This is a genomic window from Cellulomonas sp. KH9 (assembly GCF_900114185.1).
In the GTDB taxonomy this organism is placed as follows: Bacteria; Actinomycetota; Actinomycetes; order Actinomycetales; family Cellulomonadaceae; genus Cellulomonas.
In genome coordinates this window covers 500048-522334 of sequence record NZ_FOSE01000002.1, presented here as the reverse complement: position 1 = coordinate 522334, position 22287 = coordinate 500048, and the positions used below count along the sequence as shown (strand labels likewise).

Annotated in this window: 11 protein-coding genes; all 11 read left to right on the top strand. The window is 78.7% G+C overall.

The window, feature by feature from the left end:
* The first annotated feature begins 5 nt into the window (after window positions 1-5).
* From BMZ16_RS08430 to BMZ16_RS08380, 11 genes are read left to right on the top strand one after another with little or no spacing between them, the layout of a single operon-like run.
* Window positions 6-506, top strand: coding sequence for a phage tail protein (locus BMZ16_RS08430; protein WP_089799378.1), 501 nt, complete (start codon window positions 6-8; stop codon window positions 504-506).
* The gene (locus tag BMZ16_RS08425; protein WP_089799375.1) at window positions 506-1402 is read left to right on the top strand and encodes a hypothetical protein; all 897 of its coding nucleotides are present in this window, start codon (window positions 506-508) and stop codon (window positions 1400-1402) included. The genes BMZ16_RS08430 and BMZ16_RS08425 overlap by 1 nt, the downstream gene beginning before the upstream one ends.
* A complete protein-coding gene (locus tag BMZ16_RS08420; protein WP_143082779.1) occupies window positions 1395-1595 on the top strand; it encodes a hypothetical protein in 201 nt (66 codons plus the stop codon). The genes BMZ16_RS08425 and BMZ16_RS08420 overlap by 8 nt, the downstream gene beginning before the upstream one ends.
* Entirely contained in the window at window positions 1595-2365 is a 771-nt protein-coding gene (locus BMZ16_RS19225; RefSeq protein ID WP_089799372.1) for a hypothetical protein, read from the top strand. The genes BMZ16_RS08420 and BMZ16_RS19225 overlap by 1 nt, the downstream gene beginning before the upstream one ends.
* Complete coding sequence (locus BMZ16_RS08410) at window positions 2362-2640, top strand: hypothetical protein (protein ID WP_089799370.1); 279 nt, start codon at window positions 2362-2364, stop codon at window positions 2638-2640. Before BMZ16_RS19225 ends, BMZ16_RS08410 begins: the two co-directional genes overlap by 4 nt.
* On the top strand, window positions 2637-3911 hold the full coding sequence (locus BMZ16_RS08405; RefSeq protein ID WP_089799368.1) for a contractile injection system protein, VgrG/Pvc8 family: 1275 nt from the start codon (window positions 2637-2639) through the stop codon (window positions 3909-3911). Before BMZ16_RS08410 ends, BMZ16_RS08405 begins: the two co-directional genes overlap by 4 nt.
* Window positions 3908-4297 (top strand): GPW/gp25 family protein, encoded by a 390-nt coding sequence (locus BMZ16_RS08400; RefSeq protein ID WP_089799366.1) that lies wholly within the window; start codon window positions 3908-3910, stop codon window positions 4295-4297. Before BMZ16_RS08405 ends, BMZ16_RS08400 begins: the two co-directional genes overlap by 4 nt.
* Complete coding sequence (locus BMZ16_RS08395; RefSeq protein WP_089799365.1) at window positions 4294-7887, top strand: baseplate J/gp47 family protein; 3594 nt, start codon at window positions 4294-4296, stop codon at window positions 7885-7887. The genes BMZ16_RS08400 and BMZ16_RS08395 overlap by 4 nt, the downstream gene beginning before the upstream one ends.
* Window positions 7884-10304, top strand: a complete 2421-nt coding sequence (locus BMZ16_RS08390; protein WP_089799363.1) for a baseplate J/gp47 family protein — start codon at window positions 7884-7886, stop codon at window positions 10302-10304. Before BMZ16_RS08395 ends, BMZ16_RS08390 begins: the two co-directional genes overlap by 4 nt.
* The gene (locus tag BMZ16_RS08385) at window positions 10301-14182 is read left to right on the top strand and encodes a phage tail protein (protein WP_089799361.1); all 3882 of its coding nucleotides are present in this window, start codon (window positions 10301-10303) and stop codon (window positions 14180-14182) included. Before BMZ16_RS08390 ends, BMZ16_RS08385 begins: the two co-directional genes overlap by 4 nt.
* On the top strand, window positions 14179-22284 hold the full coding sequence (locus tag BMZ16_RS08380) for a hypothetical protein (RefSeq protein WP_089799359.1): 8106 nt from the start codon (window positions 14179-14181) through the stop codon (window positions 22282-22284). Before BMZ16_RS08385 ends, BMZ16_RS08380 begins: the two co-directional genes overlap by 4 nt.
* Window positions 22285-22287 lie beyond the last annotated feature (3 nt).

The following is a 22287-nucleotide window of genomic DNA, read 5'->3' as shown; positions in this document are numbered from 1 at the left end:
GTCCGATGGCACGCAGGTTCGAGGGGACGCGCCGGGACCCGTTCCGGAACTTCAACTTCCGCATCTTCATGGGCGGGGAGGAGGTCGCGGCGTGCCGCAAGATGTCGGCGCTCGACGCGACCGTCAACGTCGTGAAGTTCCGCGCCACCGACTCGCCGTCGAGCGTCGACGAGCTGATGCCGGGGCGCACCGAGTACCAGCCGGTGACGTTCGAGGCGGGCGTGACGTTCGCCGACACGTTCGAGCAGTGGGCGTACCAGCTGATCGACCACGCCCACCAGTCCGAGCGGCAGGCACGGGCGTCGGAGGACGACTTCCGCCGCGACATCGAGGTCAGCGTCCTCGACGTCGACGGCACCGAGGTGCGCCGCTACAAGCTCTTCCACTGCTTCGTGACCAAGTACCAGCCGGTGTCCGACCTGGCGGCCGACGGCAACGACGTGCTGATCGAGCTCCTCGAGGTCGCGCACGAGGGCTACACGCGGCTCGCCGTCGAGAGCGCGTGATGCCCACGCTCACCCTGGCCCACGGGCTGGTGGACACCGACGGGCGTCGGCACCGTGACGCCGTGCTGGCCCCGCCCGACGGCCGGCTCGAGGAGCTGCTCGCCACGACGCTGCCGCCGGGTGCCGGCGGGTCCGTGCACGTGCGCGCGGCGGTGCGCGCCGGCGTGCTCGCGCAGTGCCTCGACGCGCTGGGCGGGTACGAGCGGCCGGGGGCGGACGTCGTCGCCGCACTGACGCGCGGCGACGGCGACCTGGTCGCGCTGGCCGTGCGGCGCGCACTCGTCGGGGACGCGCTGGCGCTCGTCGTGCGGTGCGCGAGCCCGGTCTGCGGCGAGCTCGCGGACGTCGACGTCGACGTGGCCGAGCTGCTGCCCGAGGTCGGCGAGCCGGACCCCGAGTGGTTCGACGTCGACGCCGGCGCGCACGGCCGCGCCCGGCTGCGCGCCGCGACGGGCGTGGACGACGCCGTCCTCGACGGGCTCGACACGCCTGCCGACGAGCGCACGGCCACGCTCATGGACCGGCTCGTGGCCGACGCGCACGACGGCGCCGGCACCGCCGTGGGGCCGTGGCGCGCACTGCCCGCGCCGCTGCGCACCCGGGCCCTCGTGGTGCTCGCGACGGCGCCGACCGCCCCGACGACGGTCCTGGAGGTGGGGTGCCCGTCGTGCGGGGCCGTCCTGGAGCTGGCGCTCGACCCGTGGGTGCTGCTCGCGCGCGAGCTGCGCGCCGGCGGGGGCCGCCTCGTGCTGGAGACCCACTGCCTGGCGTTCCACTACGGCTGGTCGCAGGACGAGGTCTACGACCTGACGCGGGAGCGCCGCTGGGCGTACCTCGCGCTGCTGCGCGCCCAGCTCACCGGTGCCGCGCTGGAGACGGCGGTGGACCGTGGCTGAGCCGCAGGTGGGGATGTCCCGCACCGAGCTCGAGCGCCTCGTGCGGTGGCTGGTGCGACGGCCGCCCGGCGACCCGGCGAAGCTCGTCCCGTTCCTGGCGGAGGTGCTCGTCGAGGTCGTGGAGGAGAACAACAAGGCGGTCGCCGCCCACCTGGCGGGGCGTGACGCGCGCGAGGACGGGGAGGGGTTCTGATGATCGACAGGCTCCCCGCCCACGCGGCCCACCTGCCGGGCTTCGAGCACGGCTGCCTGGTGCGGCTCGACCAGGGCGACGGGCGCACCGGCCCGGTGCTGGAGTTCGCGTTCAACCCCGAGACGATCACGCGGGCCCGCACGGGCCGCTGGGACCCGCGCCGCGCCCGGCGCCCGGCTGACGCGGTCGTCGCGCCGTCGACGGCGCGTGGTGACGTCGCGGCGCACGGCGCGGCCGCGCTGCTGGCCGAGGCCGAGACCATCTCCTTCCGGCTCACGCTGGACGCGACCGAGACGATCCTGCGCGGCACGGACCCGACCGAGGCGTCGCCCGCCGCCGTCGGGATCCTGCCCGAGCTCGCCTTCCTGGAGCAGGTGTCGATCGGACGGGACGTGCAGGAGAACCGTGGGGGAGCCGGCACCCGCGCCGGGCGCACCGGTGGCACCCCGATCCGCCCGGTGCGGCCCGACGAGCTGCTGCTCGAGCTCGGCTCCTCGCGCGCCTTCCCGTGCGTGCTCACCGAGCTGAGCATCACCGAGCAGAAGTTCACGGCCGGTCTGGTGCCGGTGCGTGCCGAGGCGGAGCTGAAGCTCACGGTGCTGGAGCCGGTGGAGAACCCGTACAACCCGCTGGTCCGGCGTGCGTTCGACCAGCTGCTGGCCGAGCGCACGCGGCACGCCGACCTGCTCGGTGGGTCCGCCGGGGCGGGGTCGCTCCGCGCGGCGGTCGACGGCACCGCGACCGGCGGGACCGCGGGGGTGGTCGTGTGAGCGACCCCGCCGGCCGCTACCAGGGCGCCCCCACCTACCGCCGCACGGTCGACGGCGAGCGGGCCGTGCAGCTCGCGCAGCCGCGCCTGGTGCCCGTCACCCCCACGGACGGCACGACGGCCGTGGGCGCCGGTGAGCGCAGCGACCTCGTCGCCGCGCGCGTCCTGGGCGACCCGTACGCCTGGTGGCGTCTGGCGGACGCCAACCCGCACGTCGACGTCGACGGTCTGGACACCCCCGGGCGCCGCCTGGACCTGCCGCGGGAGCGACCGTGACCGGCCAGCGCGTCCCGCACCTGCACCTGTGGGTCGACGGCGAGCCCGTGGACGCGGGCGTCGTGGCGTCCCTGACGGTCGAGGACCGCGTGGACCGGGCCTCGACGTTCGCGTTCACGATCCCGTCGAGCCCCGTCGCGGCCGTGGCCGCCGGGGACGCCGGGGGCGACTGGGACACGCTGCTGCGCGGGCAGCCCGCGACGGACCTGGGGATGCCGGGCGCACGGCTGCTCTCCCGCGTGACGATCGGGTTCTCGCTGGTGCCGCCGGACGCGTCCGACGGCGGGACCGAGCTGCGGGTGGTGCTCGACGGGTACGCGACCGCGCTGGAGCACCGGTACGCGCACGCCCGCGTGCCGGACTCCGAGCTGGTGGTCACGGGCGTCGACGCCTCGTGCCTCATGCACCTGCAGACCGTGACGCGCCGGTGGCAGGACCGCTCGGACGCGCAGGTCGCCCGCGAGATCTTCGAGCGGTACGGCTTCGGTGCACAGGTCGAGGACACCCCGCGCCGGGACGGCACGGACGTCTCCCTGCTGCAGCGCTGCACCGACGCCGAGTTCCTGCGGCTGCTGGCCCGGCGCCACGGCTTCGAGGTGTTCGTCGCACCGACGGTGGACGAGGTCACGCCCGGGCGGCACCCCGGCACGGCCGTCACCGGGCGGTTCCGGGCCGCGCCCGTGGGGCGCGAGACGTTGCCGCAGGCGGACCTGTTCCCGCACGACGCACCCACGATCGTCGACATGACGGCGCGCTACGACGCGCACCAGCCGACGACGGTGCGCTCGTGGCACGTCGACGACCGCCGCCGCACGGTGCGTTCCGTCGAGGTCACCGACCCCGGGTACCCGCGCACGGGTGAGCGCTCGCGGGCCGACGTGCTGCAGGGCGCCCTGGGGGAGATCCTCGGCGACGGGCGCGCACCGGTCGCGGTGGAGGTCCGCAGCGCCGACGTCCCGTCCGACGACGACGAGCTGGCGCGCCTCGCCCGCGCGGACCTGCGCGGAGCCGACTGGTTCGCGACCGCCGAGGCGACGCTCGCGGCCGGCCGCTACCCCGGGTTCGTCGGGTCCGGCCGCATGCTGCCCGTGACCGGCACCGGCCCGGTGTTCGCCGGCGACTGGTACGTGCGCGCCGCGACGCACCGCTGGGGTGCCGCGCGCACGCCCCTGGGCGACCCGCCCGCGGTCGGGGCGGCCGACGGCGAGAGCGAGATGGTCTACGAGGTCGACGTGGAGCTCGTCCGTGGGGCGCTCGGGGGTGAGCCGTGAACCGCACGCTCGACCAGCCCTTCCGCATCACGGACCGCGGCACCGCGGGTGCCGCCGCCGGCGCCGCGCAGCTCGCGCGCGCGCAGCTGCGCCAGCTGCTGTTCACGGCGCCGGGCGAACGCGTCGACCGGCCCGAGCTCGGGTGCGGGCTGCACCTGCTGGTGTTCTCGGGCGCCGACGCGGCCCGCGCGGCCGCGACCGAGTACGCCGTGCGCACCGCGGTGAACCGCTACCTCGGTCGGCTGCTCACGCTCGACGCCGTCCGCGTGAGCGTCGACGACACGACGCTCGTGGTCGACGTGCTGTACACGCTGCGCGCCTCCGGCGACGAGCTGGCCGACACGTTCACCCACCCCCTGCCCGCACCGCCCGGGGGTGCGTCGTGACCGAGGTGCGCCTCGACGGCACCGACCTGCCCGCGTCGCTCGTGCAGGCGCAGGCCGGCCTGACGGCGGCCGCGGCCGGCAGCGCGCACGTGTGGCTGGTGCCGCACGGCACGTTCGACCTCGGCACGACGACCCTCGGCGCGCCCGGCCGCGACCTCACGCTGGCCGGCGTCGCGCCCGGGCCCGCGCCGACGTTGCGCGTCACGGGCCCGGCAGGGCTGACCGTGACAGGTGCGCAGGTCGCGGTGCGAGGGCTCGTGGTCCAGGCGGCCGTCGACGACGGCCCGGGGCTCGTGGTCGTCGGCGACGACGTGCACGTGGGCGGCGTCGAGGCCCGAGGACGCGGACGGTCGGTCGTCGCGCTCGACGTGACGGCGGCACGCACCGCGCAGGTGCTCGGCACGACGCTCGACGCGGACGCCACGGTCGGCGACGCGACCGGGCTGCGCGTCGAGGCCGGCACGGTACGCGTGCACCGCGTCGAGGTCGGCCCGGTGACGGCGCGGGGCGCGGCGACCGGCGTGCACGTCGCGGCGGTGGGGCCGCTCGCGCGCGCGTCGGTGTCCCGGGTGCACGCGGCGGGCGTCGCCGGCGCGCAGGCGGACGGTGTGGTGGTGACGGCCGGGACCATCGCCGACGTCGACCCCGGCGCCGACGTGCCCCCGCCCGCCGCCCTGGCGGTCGTCGACGTCGCGGTGGAGGACGTGCGCGCGCGCAGCGGGCCGGCGTGCGCGGTCCGCGTGCGCAGCGCGGGCGCGGCACAGGTGCGCGGTGTCGGGGTAGGCCCGGTGCGCGGCACGGCCGCCGCGGGCGTCGACGTGCTCGCGGGCGGGCAGGTGGAGGTCGCGGGCGCGAGCGTGCGCGCGGTGACCGGGGAGGACGACGGTGCGGTGGGGGTGCGCGTGCGGGCGTCGGCGTCGGCGCAGCCGCTCGTCGTGGACGACGTGCACGTCGAGCAGGTGACGGCCGCGGACCGGCCGCAGCGGGTGCGGGGGGTCGAGGTGGCGGGCGTCGTCGACGAGGACGCACCGTGGCTCGACGACGCGACCGACGCCGGACCGGTGCGCGTCACCGGGTGCGTGCTGCGGCGGGTGAGCGGCACCGCGCTGCTCGTCGACGCGGACCTGCGCGACGTCGAGGTGCGGGGCGTGGAGACGTGGACCGCGGCGCGTGCCGCGTCGGTGCGCGGGGAGCGGGTGCTGCTCGCGGAGTCGACGTGGCACCGCACCGGGACGGGCGTGGAGGTGGGCCCGTGCACGCTGACGCTGGTCGACGCGCTGGTGACCGGCGTGGTGACGGGCCCCGCCCTGGTGCTGGACCCGCAGACCGAGGTCGCCGTCGTGGCGGCGGCGTACGGCGAGCGTCCCGACGCGGGGCTGCGGCTGTCCGCGCTGCCGACGGCGCCCGCCCTCCCGTACGTCGACCCGGGGCCCGCGGGTGTGCCCGACGCGCTGGGCCAGGGGCGGTTCGTGCCGACCGCCGCGGTCGACCTGCGGCTCTCCGACGACGCGGTGCACGCGCTGGCCGTGCCCGTGCCCGGGGACGGGGACGGGCGCACGCGCCAGGTGGGCGCGCAGCCCCCGGCGGCCGCACCGGTGTGCGACCTGCGCGACCCCCTCGAGGTCCCGCAGGACCCGCCGGAGCCCCCGGCGGCGCCCGGCCCCGTGATCGACCGCACGGCCAAGGACGCGCGCGGGCTCCTCGCGGTGATGCGCGCCCGGGCCGCGGGCGTGCTGCCCGGCTGGGTGCCCACCGACGCGGCCGACCTGACCACCACGCTGCTCGAGCTGGTCGCGCACCGGCTGGACCGCATCGGCTACCGGCAGGACGACGCGCTCACCGAGGCGTACCTGCTGCACGCGCGCCGCCGCCGGTCGGTCGAGGAGCACGCGCGCCTCGTCGACTACCGCCCGGACCCGGGGCTCACCTCCACCACGATGCTCGACGTGGTGGTGCGCGAGGACGCGCACGGCGTCGAGCCCTTCGTCCTCGGTGCCGGCTCGCTCGTGGTCAACCCCGACGCCACGCAGGACCCCGTGCTGGTGGCGACCGAGACGGACCTCGTGCACCACCCGTCCCTCGCGCGCGTCGCGCTGCTCGACGACGTGCGCGCCGGTGCGACGTCGGCCCGGCTCGCCGGTGACCTGGTCGACCTGGCACCGGGACGCTGGCTCGTGCTCGCGCCGGTGGACCCGCGGGCGTCGGCGCACGTCGTGCGGGCGACCGTGGTCGAGGTCGGCACCGACGAGACGCTGGTGCGCTGGGACCCGCGGCGGCCCGTACCGCGCGACCTGCCCGCGGGAGCGACCGTGGTGCTGGGCAACGTCGTGCCCGCGCACCACGGGCTCACCGTGCCCTACCCGCGCACCGACGACGCCGCCGACCCCGGCCTCGCCGCCCAGCTCGCGGAGGTCGAGGCCCAGCTCGTCGGCGACGTCGTGGGCGGCGGCGACGTGACCGTCGAGGTGCCCGTGCCGCTCGCGCCCGTCAGCCGTGTCGCCCCCGGCTGGCCGCTGCCCGGGCAGCCGCCCCGCGACGGGCGGGCGCAGGTCGGTGTCACGGTGGACGACGAGCCGTGGCGTGCCGTCGACGACGTCGCGACCGAGCCGGGTGAGGTGTTCGCGCTCGCCGCCGAGGCCGACGGCAGCACCCGCGTCGTCCTGGGGCAGCCCGGGACGCTGCCGGGCCGCCCGGTCCGGGTGCGCCTCGCCGCGCGGCTGGGCGGCGGGGTGGCGGGTAACGTCGCCGCGCACACCCTGACGTCGCTGGTCGCCGTGGGGCCGGGGACGACGGGCCTGGCCGGCGGTGCGTCGCTCGACGCCGTGCGTGCCGCCGTCAGCGTGGACAACCCGGTGCCGGGCGTCGAGGGCCGCGACCCCGAGCCGCTCGACCGCATCCGGCGCCGTGCGCCCTGGGTCGCCCGCAGCCTGGTGACGGCGGTCACCGCGGACGACCACGCCCGCCTGCTCGAGGAGCTGCCGGAGGTCGCGGCCGCCCGCGCCCGTGTCGTCGAGCTCGGGGAGCGGCGTCTCGTGCGCGTGACGCTGCTGCTCGCGGGCGAGGACACCCTCGTGCCCGGGCGCACCGACGGGGCGCCCGGCGGCGCGGACGACGCCCGCGGCGGCCTCCTGGACCCCGTGCGCGACGCGGAGCGGCTGCGGCGCTGGGCACTGGCGCGGCACCGGCTGGAGGACGTGCGGCTGCTCGGTGTCGACGTGCAGCTCGTGCCGCCGACATTCGTCCCCGTCGACCTGGACGTCGTGGTCGACGCGCACCCCTGGGCACCGGCCGAGCAGGTGCACCACGACGTCACCGCCGTGCTCGAGGGGGACGGCGGGCTGTTCGACCCGGACACCCTGGGGCTGGGCGGCGACGTGCACGTCGACGCCGTGCTGCGTCGTGCGCTGGCCGTGCCCGGCGTCGCCGCCGCGCACGTGCGCCGCCTGCGGCGCGCCGTCCCCGGCGCCCCGGAGCACGCGGTCGACGGCACCCTGCCCGTCGGCGACGAGGAGGTCGCGGTCCTGCGCCCGATGTACGGAAACGGTCCGCGCGGACTCCTCACCATCGAGGTCTGCGGAGGGACACGATGAGCGCCACGACGAGCCGGACGCCCGGGCACCACCGCGCCCGCGGTCACGGCGAGCTGCTCGCGGGCATGCAGGACGACGCCCGCCGGCTCTTCGCGACGGCCGCCCGCCCGTGGGCACCCACGCCCCTGACCGCCGCGTCCGATCCCGGGCACGGCGTGCTGGAGTGCGTCGCCGCGGCGTGCGACGTGCTGTGGTCCTACGAGCAGGCGTGGTCCGACGAGTGCTTCGTGCCGACCGCGCATCTCGCGGCCTCGCAGGCCCGCCTGCTCGACCTCGTCGGGCACCGGCCGCGGCCCGCCCTCTCGGCCGCGGGCCTGCAGCAGCTGCGGCTCAAGGCCGGCACCCAGGTCGTCGTCCCCGCAGGGTTCGCGGTGGGTGCGCCCGCGACGGCCGACCTGCCCGCCGCGGTCTACGAGACGATGACGCCGCTGCGCGCGCACGCGCGGCTCAACGAGGTGCAGCCCTTCCTCGCGCCCGTGGCACCCGTCGCCCCGCTGCCGCCCGTGCCGCTCACCGCCGCACCGCCGCCCCTGGCGCTGCCGGGCACGACGTCGCTCGCCGAGCAGCTCGCGTCCCGCGTCGACGCCGCGCAGCGCGGTGCCGGGGCGGCCCGGCAGGCCGCCCGCACGCGGCAGGAGGCGCTCGCCCTCGCGGACCTCGCGACGGTCGTGCGCGGGCTGGACGCCGAGGCGTGCCCCGACCAGCTCGCCGCGCTGTGCGCCGACCTGTGCGAGCGCGCGCACGCCGCGCTGGAGGCCGACGCGGTGGCCGCGGCGCACCCGCTCGAGCCGCTGTCCGAGTCGCAGCGCCTCGTCATGGAGGGGCTCGCGCGCGTCGACGGCACGCTCCCGGCCGCGCTGAGCGCGCTGGAGGTCGCGCTGGCCCGCGTCGACGGCGAGCCCGACGCCGACTACGCACGCCGCCTCGACGCGATGGCGCAGTTCCTCGACGCGCTCGTCTCGCAGATCCTCGCGCAGGCCCGTGACGACGTCGTGCGGCTGCGCGGGCCGCGCGCCCTGACGGCGCTGGACCGCACGCTCGCGGGCGGCGCGCGCCCGGGCGACCTGGGTGTCGCCGGGCCCGGCACCGACCGGCTCTGGCTGCTGCCCGCGACCGGCGTCGACGCGACGCACGCGGGCCTGCTGGCACCGGGGGACTGGCTCGTCGTCGCCGAGGTCGTCGAGGTCGTCAGCCGTGACGGCGCGACGTCGCGCACGCAGCTGCCGCGCGAGGCGGTGCGGGTCGTGCGCGCCGAGGACGCCACCTCGCCGTCGGCCGGCGAGGTGGCGACGCGCGTCGTCGTCACCCCACCGCTCACGCGGGCCTACGACCTCGCGCGCACGGTGCTGCTCGGCAACGTCGTGCCCGTCACGCACGGACGCACGAGCAGCCGCACCGTGACCGGCCCGGGGCCGTGGCCGGTGGTCGGCGAGCCGCTCGCGTACGTCGCCGACCCGCTCGCACCCGAGGGGCGGCGCCCGCAGGCGGCGCTCGCGGTCGGTGACGAGCCGTGGACACCCGTCGGCGAGGTGGTCGACGCGCCCGCGGGTGCCCGCGCGTTCACGGTGGACGTGCGCGCCGACGGCGGGGCGCAGGTGCGTGCCGGCGAGCGCGGCGCGACGTCGGCCGTCCCGCCCGGCACGCCCGCGCGGCTCACGACGCGCCAGGGCACCGGTGCCGGCGGCAACCGCCCGGCCGGTGCCGTGCACCAGGTCGTCTCGCCCTCGCCCGAGGTGGTCGCGACGACCAACCCGTTCGCGCTGTCCGGCGGTGCGGACGGCGAGGACCCGGCGGTCGCGCTGCGCCGGGCGACCGCCGGCGTGCAGACGCTCGACCGCGCCGTCACCACGACGGACCTCGCCGCGCTGCTGGAGTCGCAGGGCCTGGTGAGCCGCGCCTGGGTGGGCCGAGACGACGCGGACCGGCGGCGGTCGCTGCGCGTCGTGGTCAGCGGCCCCGGCGGCGCGGTGCTCACCGCCGACGAGCACGCGCTCGTCGCCCGCTTCCTGGCCGCGCGCGTCCCGCCGGGGCTGGTGCTGCGCACCGTCGACCGCCAGGTCGTCGCGCTGCGGGCCGCGGTGACCCTCGCGCTCGCACCGGGTGCCGACCCGCTCGCGGCGGGGGCGTCGGCGCGCGAGCGGCTCGGAGTCGTCCCTGCACCCGGCGCACCGCCCGGGCTGCTGGACCCCCGCGCCGTGCGGCTGGGGCAGCAGGTCTCCGTCAGCGACCTGCACGCCGCGCTCGCGGGCGTCCCGGGCGTGCAGCGCGTCGTGGTGCACGCCCTGCACCGCGCCGACGAGCCCGCGCGCCGCGCCGAGCGGGTGCGTGTGCCGCCCGACTCCGAACCCCGCTGGGCGCCCGACGTCGAGGGCACCGAGGGCGTCACGGTGCGCTGGGAGGAGGCGGTCGACCGATGACGCCCACCGACGTCCGCGACCTGACCCCGCAGGCCCAGCGCCTCGCGGCGCTGCTGCCCGCGATGCTCCTCAGCGAGGACGCAGCCGACCCCGACCGTCCGCTGCTGCGGCTCCTGGAGGTGCTCGCCGCACCGCTCACGGAGCTCGAGGACGCCGTGGGCAGGCTCGCGCGCGACCCGTTCGTCGCCCGCGCGTCCGCGCCGGCGCTGCCGCTGCTCGCCGAGCTCGTGGGGGCGCGGCTGCTCGGTGACGACACGGCGACGCACCGCATGGTCGTCGCGCGGACCGTCGCGTGGCGTCGGCGCAAGGGCACCCGCGACACCCTCGAGGACGTCCTGACCCGCACGTCCGGGTGGCCGGCCGAGGTCGACGAGGGGTTCCGCTCCCTGCTCGTGACGCAGGACGTCACCGAGCCGCTGCCGTCGCGCGGGTGGACCGCGCTGCTGTGGGACCCGGTCGCGACGGCCGACCCGCTGACGCGCCGCGCCCGGACGCACGACCGGCACCCGAGCGCCGCGCTCGACGCCCCGCGAGCCGGCGACGACGTCACGCAGACGCTGCACCGGCTGGGGGCGCCGGACGCCGTCACGCTCGCGGCGTCGCCGCGCACGGTCGACCTCGACGGCTGGGCGCGGCCCGACGCGGTCGCGATCCGGACCAGCCGGGTCACGGTGGCCGAGCGTGACGGTGTCGAGCTCGCACCGGCCCGCGCGCTCGTCGCCGTCGACGGGACCGCGCTGCTCGGGCTGCACCTCGACCCCGGTGGCGCCGACGCGCCGGTCGCCGCGCGCGTGGTCGGTGAGGTCCTGCCGTCCGGCACGGGATACACGGCCGTGCACGAGCCCCCGCCGGCCCCGCCCGAGCCCCGGCGCCCCGAGCTGCTCACGCCCACGGACCTGGCCGCCGACCCCGGCGCCCTGGCGTCCGGCGACGCCCTGACCCTCACCGTGGACGACGTCCTGCTGGTGGGCGGGGCCGGCGCGGTCGGTGGTACGGACGCGCCTCTCGGCGTGCCGGCGGCCCCGCTCCCGCTCGCGTACGCGCCCCCGGGGACGCGCCCCGTGCTGCGGTTCGCGGAGGCCACGCGCCCCGGGCCCGGCGAGACGTGGTCGTTGGCGGTCGGTGCGCTGGAGGACCCGGCGCTCGTGGCGACGACCCTGGCCGGCGCGACGCCGTCCGGCGCCGTCGCCGCGACCAACCCGGTGGTGCTGCGCTCCCAGGCGTCCCGCACGTCGGCGACGGTCGCGGTGACGCCCGCGGGCCGTCTCGAGCGGGCCGGCGCGCACGTCGCGCTGCGCCTCGAGCGCACCGCCGGCGCGCTCGCGACGTGGCGGCGCGCCGCGGACGGCACCTGGACCGGCACGGACGTCACCCCCCACCCGGGCGAGCCGGTGAGCGACGCCGTCGTCGTGACGCCGGGCGGGCCCACCCTGGTGCGGCTGACCCGCACGGGCGACACGCTCGCGCTCGCGCGGCGCGCACCCGGCGCGTCGACGTGGACGGTCGCGGACCTCGACCTGACCGGCCTCGACGCCGACGACCGTCCCGGCACCGCGTGGCTCGCGGCCGGCCCGGCCGCGACCCTCGTGCCCGACGGCGCGCAGGCCCTGCTGCTCGCGCCGTCCGCGGACGGCGCGGCCACGCGCGCGTGGCGGCTGACGGGCCTCGGCACGGCGACGCCGGGCGTCACCGTCGCGGACGTGGGCCCCGTGCGCCCGCCGCGTCGCGTCGCCGCCGCGGCGTGCCTGGCGGACGGCGAGGTGTGGCTGCACGGCGGTCAGCCCGGGACGGACGCGGCGGGTGCCGCCGGGAGCGGCGCGCGTGGCGGGGGCCCGCGGCACGACCTGTGGTCCCTCGTGCTCACGGGCCCCGGTGCGGGGCGGTGGCGTCAGCGGCGGGTCCGCGACAGGCTCGCCCGGACGGGGGGTGCGCTGCTCGCGACGGTGGACGGCCTGGTGCGTGTGGGCGGTGCGGGCCTCGACGGCGGCCTCGCGCACGACGTCCACCTGCTGCGCCCCGCGGCGACGCGTCCCCTCTGGGAGCCGCTCGCACCCTTGCCGGTCCCCGCCGGTCCCGGCGTGCTCGTCGCGTGGTCCGACGCCGCCGGCCTGCACGCGCTCGTGTGGGCCGACCGTGTGCACCCCCGCGCCGCGACCCTGCGCGCCGGCGACACCGCGTGGCACGTCGGCCCGCCCGAGCCCGGTGCGCCGCACGCGCCCGCCGAGGGCGAGGGCGTCGTCAGCGGCGACGAGGTGCTGCTGGTGGGCCCGTCGCCCCTGCCGCCCAGCGAGGTGGTCGTCAGCGTGGGCGGCCGCGGGCACCTGGTCTTCCTGCCTGCGCTGGACCTCGCCCCGGACGAGGTCGCGGTGGCCCTGGTGCGTCAGGACGCGTCGACCGTGCTGTGGTTCACCCCCGGCACGCCCACCACCGTGCGGCTGCGCCTCGGCCGGGCGCGCGAGGCCGTGCCCGTCGCGGGCCGCCGGGCGCCGGCACAGCGGCTCGGGGCCCCGGGGCGCCTGGCGTGGGTCCCGCTGGAGGTGCAGCAGGCGTCCCTCGGGCCGTGGGACGAGCCCGTCGCGCTCGACCTCGACGGACGTGTCGCGCTCGACCCGCGCCTGGGACGGCTGCTCGTGCCCGCGGCGCACGCGGGGTTGCGTCCCGCCGGCGACGCACCCACGTTCACGGCGCACCACCACGTCGCACGCGGCGCCGCGCTGGGTGCCGGGTTCGCGCCCGCCGACGCCGCGGTGCCCGTGGGGTGGCTCGAGCCGCCGGACCCCGACGACCCCGACCGGTTCACCGTCCCCGCGCTCCCGCCCGCCGTCCGGCGCGGACCCACGGCGACGGTGGGTGGCGCGCGCACCGACGGGGCACCGACCCTGCAGGACGCGCTCACGGCGGCGGACGGGGTGGGCGGGCCGCCCGCGGGCGGTGCACCGGGTGCGACGGAGGGGTCGACGGCCGGCGGTCCCGTGGTCGCCGTCGTCGGCAGCCCGCGCCTGGCCGCCACGACGGCGGTGCTCGCACCCGGCACGACCACCACCGTCCTCGCGACCGACCCCGGCGCGTACCCCTACGTGACCGCGGACGTCGCGGGCGCCAGCCTGACGCTCGTCGAGGGCGTCGCCGCGGACCCCGACGACCCGGCGCCCCACGTGCTGCTGGCCGGCCTCGCGCTCGCGGGCACGCTCGACCTGGCCCTGACCGGTGGCACGGTCGACCTGCGCTGGTGCGACCTGGGCCTGGCGCTCGGCGGCTGCGGCGTCCGTGTGGCGGGCGCCGGCCACCACACGGAGCTGCTGCGCGCCACCCCCGCCGACGTCCGGCTGGTGCTGCGCCTGCACGGCTGCCGCGTCGCGGGGGTGCAGGTGCCGCCGTGGGTCCAGGTGGTGGCCGCGGGCTGCACCTTCGACGCGGGGTCGCGGACCGCGACCGCCCTCGACGCGCCGGGCGCGCGGCTGCGGCTGCGGGGGTGCACCGTGCGCGGCGGGATCACCGCGGGTGTGCTGGAGGCGTCCTCGAGCGTGCTCGCCGGGCCCGTCGTGTGCGACCGGCCCGACCTCGGGTGGCTGCGGCGCTGCGTGAGCGAGCCCGTGCCCGGCCGCCGGCCGCGCGCGTGGCGCGGCGTCGACGCGTCCGCGTCGTTCCTCGACGGGCGGCCCGCCTGGCCGCACCACCTGGTGCTCGACGACAACAACCCCGCCGCGGTGCTCACGGCCGGGGACGGTGGGCGGCCCCCGGGCGCCCACGCCGACCGCGGGCGTGCGTCGCGGGAGCTGACCGAGCGCACCGACGACTTCCTGCCGCTGGGACTGGCGGCGTACCACAGCGACCGCGCGGCCGCGGACGTGCACCGGATGGGACGGAGCCGCACATGAAGGGCTACACCTCGCGCGAGCGCTTCGACGAGTCGCGGCGGTTCGTCGCGGTCCAGGAGGAGATGGGCCGCGCGCGCCTCGACGCCGACGCGAACGAGCAGGCGGCCATCACCGCGACGGACGGCCGCCGGCGGTCCGCCGACGTCGCCGACGGGTCGCCTGACGACGGCTTCCGCGTGGGTGCGACGCTGCTGCTGGACGCGATCACGTCGACCGCGGGATGGACCGGGTCGGGCCTGGCACCGGGCGACCTGCGCGTCATCCCGCCGTCGATCACGCTCGCCCGCCGCGAGGCGGAGTCGCTGCCGCACGTGCTGCGCTCCCACGGCCACGTCGAGGTGCGCCGCGTGCTGCCGCACCCCGTCGACCTGCGGGCCGTGCCGCGCACCCCGCCCCCCGGTGGTGCGCTGCCGGGGGTCCCGGGCGCCGCCTGGCAGGTCGCGGAGCTGCACGTGGACCTGCGGCTGCGGCGCCCGACCACCGACGAGGAGGTCGCGCTGGGCCGGGTCGTGGTCCGCGACGTCGACGGCGCGTGGCACGAGGTGCTCGACGTGCCGGCGGACCACCGTGCGGGCGTCCTGCGCGTGCCGGCGGCGGCGCTGCACGCGGTCCTCGACCGCGGCACGGGTGCCGCGACGCGCGCCGTGCTCACCGGCTGGGGGGTGCGCGGCCTGCCGCCGCGCGCCGACAGCGACCTCGACGCGCTCGTGGCGACCGACGCGGCACTCGGCGGGGACGTCGTGCTGCGGGGTGGCGGCGGCACCGCGGCGACGGCCGGGCGTCTGTACGTCGACGGCGTGCGGGCGTTCCTCGAGGGGGACTGGCGGTACACGGAGCAGCCGTTCCTGCCCGCGCCGCAGCCGCTGTCCGTGCCCGGAGCGGGGCAGCGGGTGTCCGACGCGCTGGAGATCGACGTCTGGGAGCGCGAGGTGCACGCGTGGCAGGACCCGTTCCTGGCGGAGCCGGCGCTCGACGGCGACCCGACCACGTTCCGCCGGCAGCAGGTCGTGCAGGTGCGGGCACGCCGTGACGTCGACCCCGGTGCGCCGCCGCCGCCGGCCACGCCGCTCGGTGGCGGACGCCTCAGCTCGGACGTGCCCGACGGCCTGCTGCCCGACCGCACGGCCGCGCCCGAGCCCGACCGCTGCCGGGACCGCTGCCTGTCGACCGAGCAGGCCACCACGGGCGTCGGGTACACCGGCTCGGTCAACGCGCACGTCCGCGTCGAGGTGCTCGCGCTGCCCGGCACCGAGGACCGCGCGGTGCTCGTCTCGCGCGACAACGCGGCACTGGTCGCACCGCTCCTGGTCGACCTGCCGCCCGACGGCGTGACGCTCGTCGTCGGCGCGTTCCAGGCCGCGCGGTTCCGCGCCGGCGACGTGGTGACCCTCGAGGACGAGGCCGCCCGCCTGGACCCGGGCGACCCGTGGCACCTGCCCGTGCTGCGGCGCGTGCGGTCGGTCGACACCGCGACCGGACGCCTCGAGCTCGAGCCCGACGGGTACGTGCTGCCCAGCGACCCGGCCCCGCTGCCAGCGGGCGGTGGGCCCGGCCGGGCGCTGCGCGTGGCCGACGTCGCCGCCGTGCGCCGGTGGGACCTCGCCGACCGGCTGGTGACCGGCGTGCGGTACCGCCTGGTCGACAACCTGACGTTCGCGCTGGACGGCGCGGACTTCCGCCCCGGCGAGCACTGGCACTTCACCGCGCGCGTGGTCGCACCCGACGGCGCCGCGCAGGGCGTCGTCGAGCGCCGCACCGACGTGCCGCCCGACGGTCCGTGGCACAGCCGCGCCAGCCTGGGCGTCGTCACGTCCGAGCGCGTCGGTGGGGACGACCCCGTGCAGCGGACGTTCACCGACCTCCGCACGCGGTTCCTGCCGCTGCAGGACGTGCGCGACAGGCTGGCCGAGCTCGACGCGCGGCACCTGGCCCCCGGCGCCTTCACGGTGGTCGTGGGGGACGGTGAGCGCACGTTCGGGCACATCGACCAGGACCTCGCCGAGGGCGTGACGGGCGACGAGGCCGTGCACGCCGCGCTCGCGGAGCTGGCGGGCCGGCCCGGCACGATCTACCTGCGGGCGGGCACGTACGTGCTCGAGCACCCCGTGGTGCTGCAGGGTCTGTCGGGCGTGCGGATCCTGGGCGACGGCGCGGGGACCCGGCTCGAGGTGCGCGGTGCGGGTGGGGCGTTCGTGGTGGACGGCTGCGGCGCCGACGCGCCGGTCGCGCTCGAGCTCATGGACCTCGTCGAGGTGCCGGAGGCGGACGTGCCGATCGGCCCGGAGGTCGGCGGCGCGCTCGTGGGCGACCTGGTGCCGCTCGACGACGGCGGCGGTGCGCTCGTGCGCGCCGACGTGCTGCGCCCCGGCGGCGGGCTCGCCGGGCTGCTCGACGCGCTCGGGGCGGGGCTCCGCGCCCTGCAGCCCGGGCGGCGCCGGGCGTTCGCGTCCCTCGTGGCCACGGTGCTGGAGCTGCGCCGACTGCAGCGCACGCAACCCGGGCGCCCGGTCGAGGACGTCGCGCCGGACCAGCTGGCCACCCTGCGCAGCCTGCCCCACGGCGTGGTCAGCGTGGGCGACAGCCACGGGGTGCTCCTGCGGGACCTGCGCCTGACGTCGACCGAGCGCACCCCGGGTGCGGCCGGGCTGCCGACGGACGCCGGTGCGGGTGTGCTCCTCACGGGCACCCTCGAGGACGTCGAGGTCAGCGGGTGCGCGGTGCGGGCGGGCGCCGGCGTCGTGGCGGCCCCGCTCGCCCCGTGGCTCGTGCCGGCGGCGTTCGTCGCCCGCCCCCGTGCGGGGCTGTTCGTGCGCGGGCTGCGCGTGACGGGCAACGACCTGCGTGCCCGCGACGCCGGGGCGGGGTCGGGCGTCGTCGTGGGTGAGGGCGAGCTCGAGGGGGTCGTGGTCAGCGACAACCGGGTCGCGGGGTTCGCGACGGGCGTCGTGGTGCGCGACGCCGCGGTGGTGCGTCACGCCGAGGCGACCGCGCGGACCAGCATCAGCGACAACCGGCTGGTCGACGTGACCCTCGGGATCGACGTCGTGGCGGACGTGGTCGACGTGGACCGCTGCGTGGTGCGCCTGGCCCCGGTCGCGGCGCCCCTCCACGTGGGCGTGCGCGTGCAGGGCAGCGGGGTGCGCGTCAGCGGGTGCGTGGTCGACCTGCCCGCGACGGCGCCCGGTGCGTCGCCGCTCGCGCTCGAGGCCGGGGTGGTCGTGGGGTCGGGCGCGGACGCGGACGGCACGCTGGACCGCCCCGTGACCGAGGTGAGCGTGCTGGACACCCGCGTGGTGGGCGTCGGTGCGGCCACGCTCGCGCACGGGGTCGTGGTCGGCGGCGGTGGCCCGGTCCTGGACGTGACGATCGCCCGCTGCGACGTGCGCCGCCTGGGCGGTACCGGGGTGCGCGCGTTCGGGCACGCGTCGTCCGTGGGCCGTCTGCGCGTGCTCGACTGCACGGTCGACGACGTCGCCACCGCGCCGTTCGCCTGGTCGGGTGCCGTCACCGCCGCGGCGACGGCCCTGGTCCCGGCGGCGGCGGGCGCCGCGCCGCGGACCCTGCTGGAGTCGCTGGTCGCGGCGGGCGGCCCGGGGGTGCGGCCCGCGCTCGACGGGGTGCTGCGCTGGACGGAGGCCGCGACCCTGCGTGCCGGCATCGCGCTGAGCCTCGTCGACGGGGCGGTCGTCGCCCGCAACCGCGTGCGCGGCGTCGGCACGGGCGACCTGCCGACGCAGGTGCCCGGCGCCGACGTGCACGTGGCCGGCATCGCGGTGGTCGGCGGCGAGGACGCGCGCGTCGACGACAACGACGTCGAGGACGTCCACGGGGCCGTGCGCACCGTCGTGCCGACCGTCCCGCCGGTGGTGACGGTGCGACCGGGCGTGCGGGGCTTCCTCGACGCGCTGCCGTCGCGCGCGGTGCGGCCCGCGGGGGACCTGCACACCGCGCTCGTCGGGCTGCGCTCGCTGGTGCTCGACTACGCGGTGGCCCGCCGGACCGCCCGTGAGCAGGTGGGGCGCCGCATCTACACCGCGATGGAGGCCGTGGGCACCGAGCTGGCCACCCGTGGCGGCCAGGCGGCACGCCTCGCGCAGCAGCTCACCGAGGCGGTCGAGGGCATGCGCGAGGCGCAGGGCGACACCGACCACACGGCGGCCGCGCACCTCGTGCGGGTGGCCGTGTCGCGTGCCGCGGAGCTCACGGCCCCCGACGAGCCGACGGGCGTCGCGTGGGCGAGCGCAGCACGCGTCGACTCCGCGGCGGCGGCACGGAGCGACGCCGCCACGCCTGCCGAGCGGGACGCCCTGACGGCCGCCGCGCAGGACGTCGTCGACGGGGCCGCCGAGCTGCTGGCGGGGCTGGACCTCGGCATCGACCTCGCCGCCGACGGGCGTGCCGTGCTGGCGGCCCCCGCCGGGTCGCCCGCGCAGGAGACGGCGACGCTCGCCCTGGCGCGCGACCTGGGCACGGTCGCGGCCGCGCGGCGCCTGGTCACCCAGGTCGGCGGTCCGGTCACCGCGAGCCGCGCGAGGGTGCTCTCCGGGGTGCTGGCGGGCGTCGAGGCGCAGCTCGCCGCACCGACGGGTGGAGCCGTGACGCCCGCCGTGGTGGACGCGCTCGCCGACGGCGTGGACACGCTCGTCGACGTCCTGGCGCCCGCCCACGCGCCGCTGGCGGCGAGCGTGCGGCAGCGCTACGAGCGGCTGCGCCGCACCCGCGTGCGTCCCGCGCCGGCCGACGTCACGGCGTTGCGCGACGCGCTCGTGCAGGTGCGTGCGCTGCGCGACGCACCCGGCCCGGCGACCGTCGGCGCGGCCGAGGCCGCCGCCGCGGGCGAGCAGGCCGCCGGTGAGCTCGTCATGCTCACGGCCGGCTGGGTCGACCGGCAGCTCGCCGCCGTCGCCGAGCTCGACGAGAGCGGGGAGACCCGCAGCCTGCGCCTGCTCGCGGGCGACGTGCGCCAGCTGGCCCGGCTCGTCGGCGACGACCCCGCGCTCGCGCCGCACGTCCAGTCCCTGCGCGCCGCCGTGAAGGCCGCGGCCGACGAACCACGCGACCGCGCGCGCCACAAGCAGGACGCCGCCCGCGCGCTCGCGACGCTGCGGGCCGAGCAGGCGCACGTCGTGGGGGCGGACGCACCGCCGGCACCGACGACGGCGCCGTCGCAGGCGGCCGAGCGGCTCGCCGGGGTCGCCCAGCTCGTGCTCTCGCTGCCCGACGACGCCGAGGAGCGCGCGGCGGCCGTCGACGCGCTGGGCACCCACCTGCGCGTCACGATCGGTGACGACGCCCTCGACCTGCCGAGCGGTGAGCGCGGTGAGCTCCTGGAGCGGACGTCGGCGGCCGTCGCAGGGCTGGGCGCCGCCCGCGCGGCCGCCCGGGACGCCGCCCTGCACGACGTGGCCGACGTGCTCGCGCACGTCGGCGCGCGCGTCGCGGAGCACGTGGGGAGCCCGACCGCCGAGGCCGTCGGGACCCTCGTCGCGGCGCTCCCGGTGCTGCTCGACCCCGACCGGCCCGAGCCCGAGCGCGTCGCCGCGACGCGGGCCGTGCTGACCGCACGGGCCGCGACCCTCAGCCCGTCGTCGGCGCAGGCGCTGACCTCCGCCGCGACCCTCGCGGACCTGCGTGACCGCCTCGACCTCGACCTGTCCGGCGTCACGCTCGTGCCCCGGCCGCTGCCCGTGCCCACGGTGCCGGCCGCGGTGGTCGAGCCGTCGCCCGCCGACGGCGTGGTCGCCGCCCAGGTGGCCGGCACCGTCGCCGTGCTCGCCAACCGGGTCACGTCCGGGCGGCGCGGCGTCGTCGTGGCCGGGCCCGGTGCGCACCCGCTGGCACCGACCGTGCCCGAGCAGGACGACCCGCTCGAGGTGGACGTGCGGGGCAACACCGTGCGGGGCGCGGTCCTCGCCGGCCTCGTCGTCGACCCCGGGCGACCCGCCCGCGTGCGGGTGGCGGACAACGACGTCGCGGGGTGCGCGGGGGCGGTCACCGACCCGGCGTCGGCCCCCGCGACCGGCCGGGCCGTGGTCGACGTCGCGGGCTCGGGGGAGCTGACGGTGAGCGACAACCGGCTCGACGGCAACGGCTCGAGCGCGCACCCCGGTGTCGTGCACGCCGTCGTGCTGCACTTCGCGGGCGACGTGACCGTGAGCGGCAACCGCGTGCGGCACACCGGCGGGCAGCCCGGCGGTGGTGGTCTGGTCGTCGTGCCGGTGCCCGTGCCCGCCGGCCCTGTCGACGGCCGCTCGTGGGACCTGACCGCGTTGACCACCCGCCCGTTCCTCGACGTGGACGCCCCGCCTCGCCCGCCGCGGGTCCGCCCGCCGCGGACGGTGCGGCCCCTCGACCCGGGGCTGCTCGACGTCGTGGGCCACGTGCGACCCGTCGCCCTCGTCCCGGGTGCGGTCTCGCTCGCGGGCGTCGCCGGGGGCTCGGTGCCGCCCTCGGTGGGCGCCGCGACGTTCGCCGCGGTCCGCCCGCCGGCCCTGTCGGTGCTCACCGTGGCCGCGGCGGCGCCGGTCGCGCCCGTCGCCGCCGAGCAGCTCGCGGCGCGCTGGCTCGCCCCCGTCGCACCCGCCGCGGGGTCGCTGCGCGCCGCACCGGGCCTGCGCCCGCTGCTCGACTTCCTGCGCCGACCGCCGCGCGTGCTGGTGCCGCGTCCGCCGCGTCCCGTGCGGCTCACCGTGCGGGTCTGCGACAACGACGTGCTCACGGCCGGGCCCGCGCTGCTGGTGCTCGGCTCGGCGCAGGTGCTGCTCGGTGCGACGGTCACGGGCAACACGCTGCTGTCCACCGGCGTGTCCGGTGCGGCGTACCTGCGCGACGTCGACTCGTGCGTCGTGGGGACCAACCGCCTGGAGGGCGCCGCCGTCGTGACGGTGCTCGTGGTGCGTGCGCTGCACTCGCTCGTGGCGGTGTCCGGCAACGTGCTGGCCGGGCGTGAGCCGCCCGCGAGCACGACCGTGCTGCCCACGCCGCCCGTGCTGCTGCCGCCCGTCACCAGGCGCCCACCGGTCCGGCTCGACCTGGACCTGTCCGACGACCTCGGCGGCAGCGTGTCGGTCGTGCTCGACCCGGCGCGCGTCCTCGCGGCGCTGCGCTCGCAGCAGGACCGCGCCGCCACGCAGGCGGCCGCCGGAGCCCAGGCCGACTTCGACGTGTTCGCCCGGACCAACGCGATCGTCACGGACCCGCGCGCCGCGCTCGTGCTGGAGACCGCGTCGCGGAGCAACCTGCTCGACGTCGACCTCAGCACGGTGATCGTGCGTGCGGACCTCGAGCGGCTCACGGGCACGCGCGTGACGCTGCCGCCCCTGGGCGGCCTGGCCGGGGGAACGGGCCGACGGCCGCTGGTGCGCGGCGCCGCCGGGACGCTCGGCCGCGCGGACGGGCAGGCCGACGGCCCTGACGACGCCCCGTCGGACGGGCAGGGCGACGGCCCGGGGCGCCGCGCCGGCCGCGCCGCGACCCCGCGCGCAGCCGCAGCCGCAGCAGCGGGCCAGGGTGGCGGACAGGACGCAGAGCAGGGCGGGGACGACCTCGCGGTCACCCTGAGCCGGCTCACGGACGACTTCGGTCGCATCCTCTCCGACGCCGCGCTGAGCCCGGCCGCCAAGCTGTTCGGTGTCGCGCGCTCCGGCGGCCTGCCGGACACGGCGGCGCGCGCGATGGTCGCCGAGCAGCTCGTGCGGTCGGGCGGCGACGGTGACGCCGCACTGCGGGCCGGGCTCGGCACGCTGACGGGCGTCGCGCCGCCCGCGACGGCCCCGGCACCGGTGCGCTCGCAGCTGCCGCTGCTCGAGCAGCTGCTGGGGTCGGTGCTCGCGGACTCCGCGCTCGATGTGCGCCCCGCGGCGACCGTCCGACCCGGTCTCGACCTGGGCGGCGCCGTCGCGCCGGGCCCGTTCGTCCCGATCGGTCCGGCGGGCACCGTCGGGTGGCCGGTCCGCGTCCCGCCGGGCCTGCTCGACCCGGTCCGGCCCGTCCCACCGCCGGCGGCGCACACGCTCGTCGTCATCGGCGGTGCGCAGGTGGCCCTCAGCGGCAACGCCACCACCGCGGGCGCCGACGTGCGCCCGGCCGAGCCCGCGCCATGACGC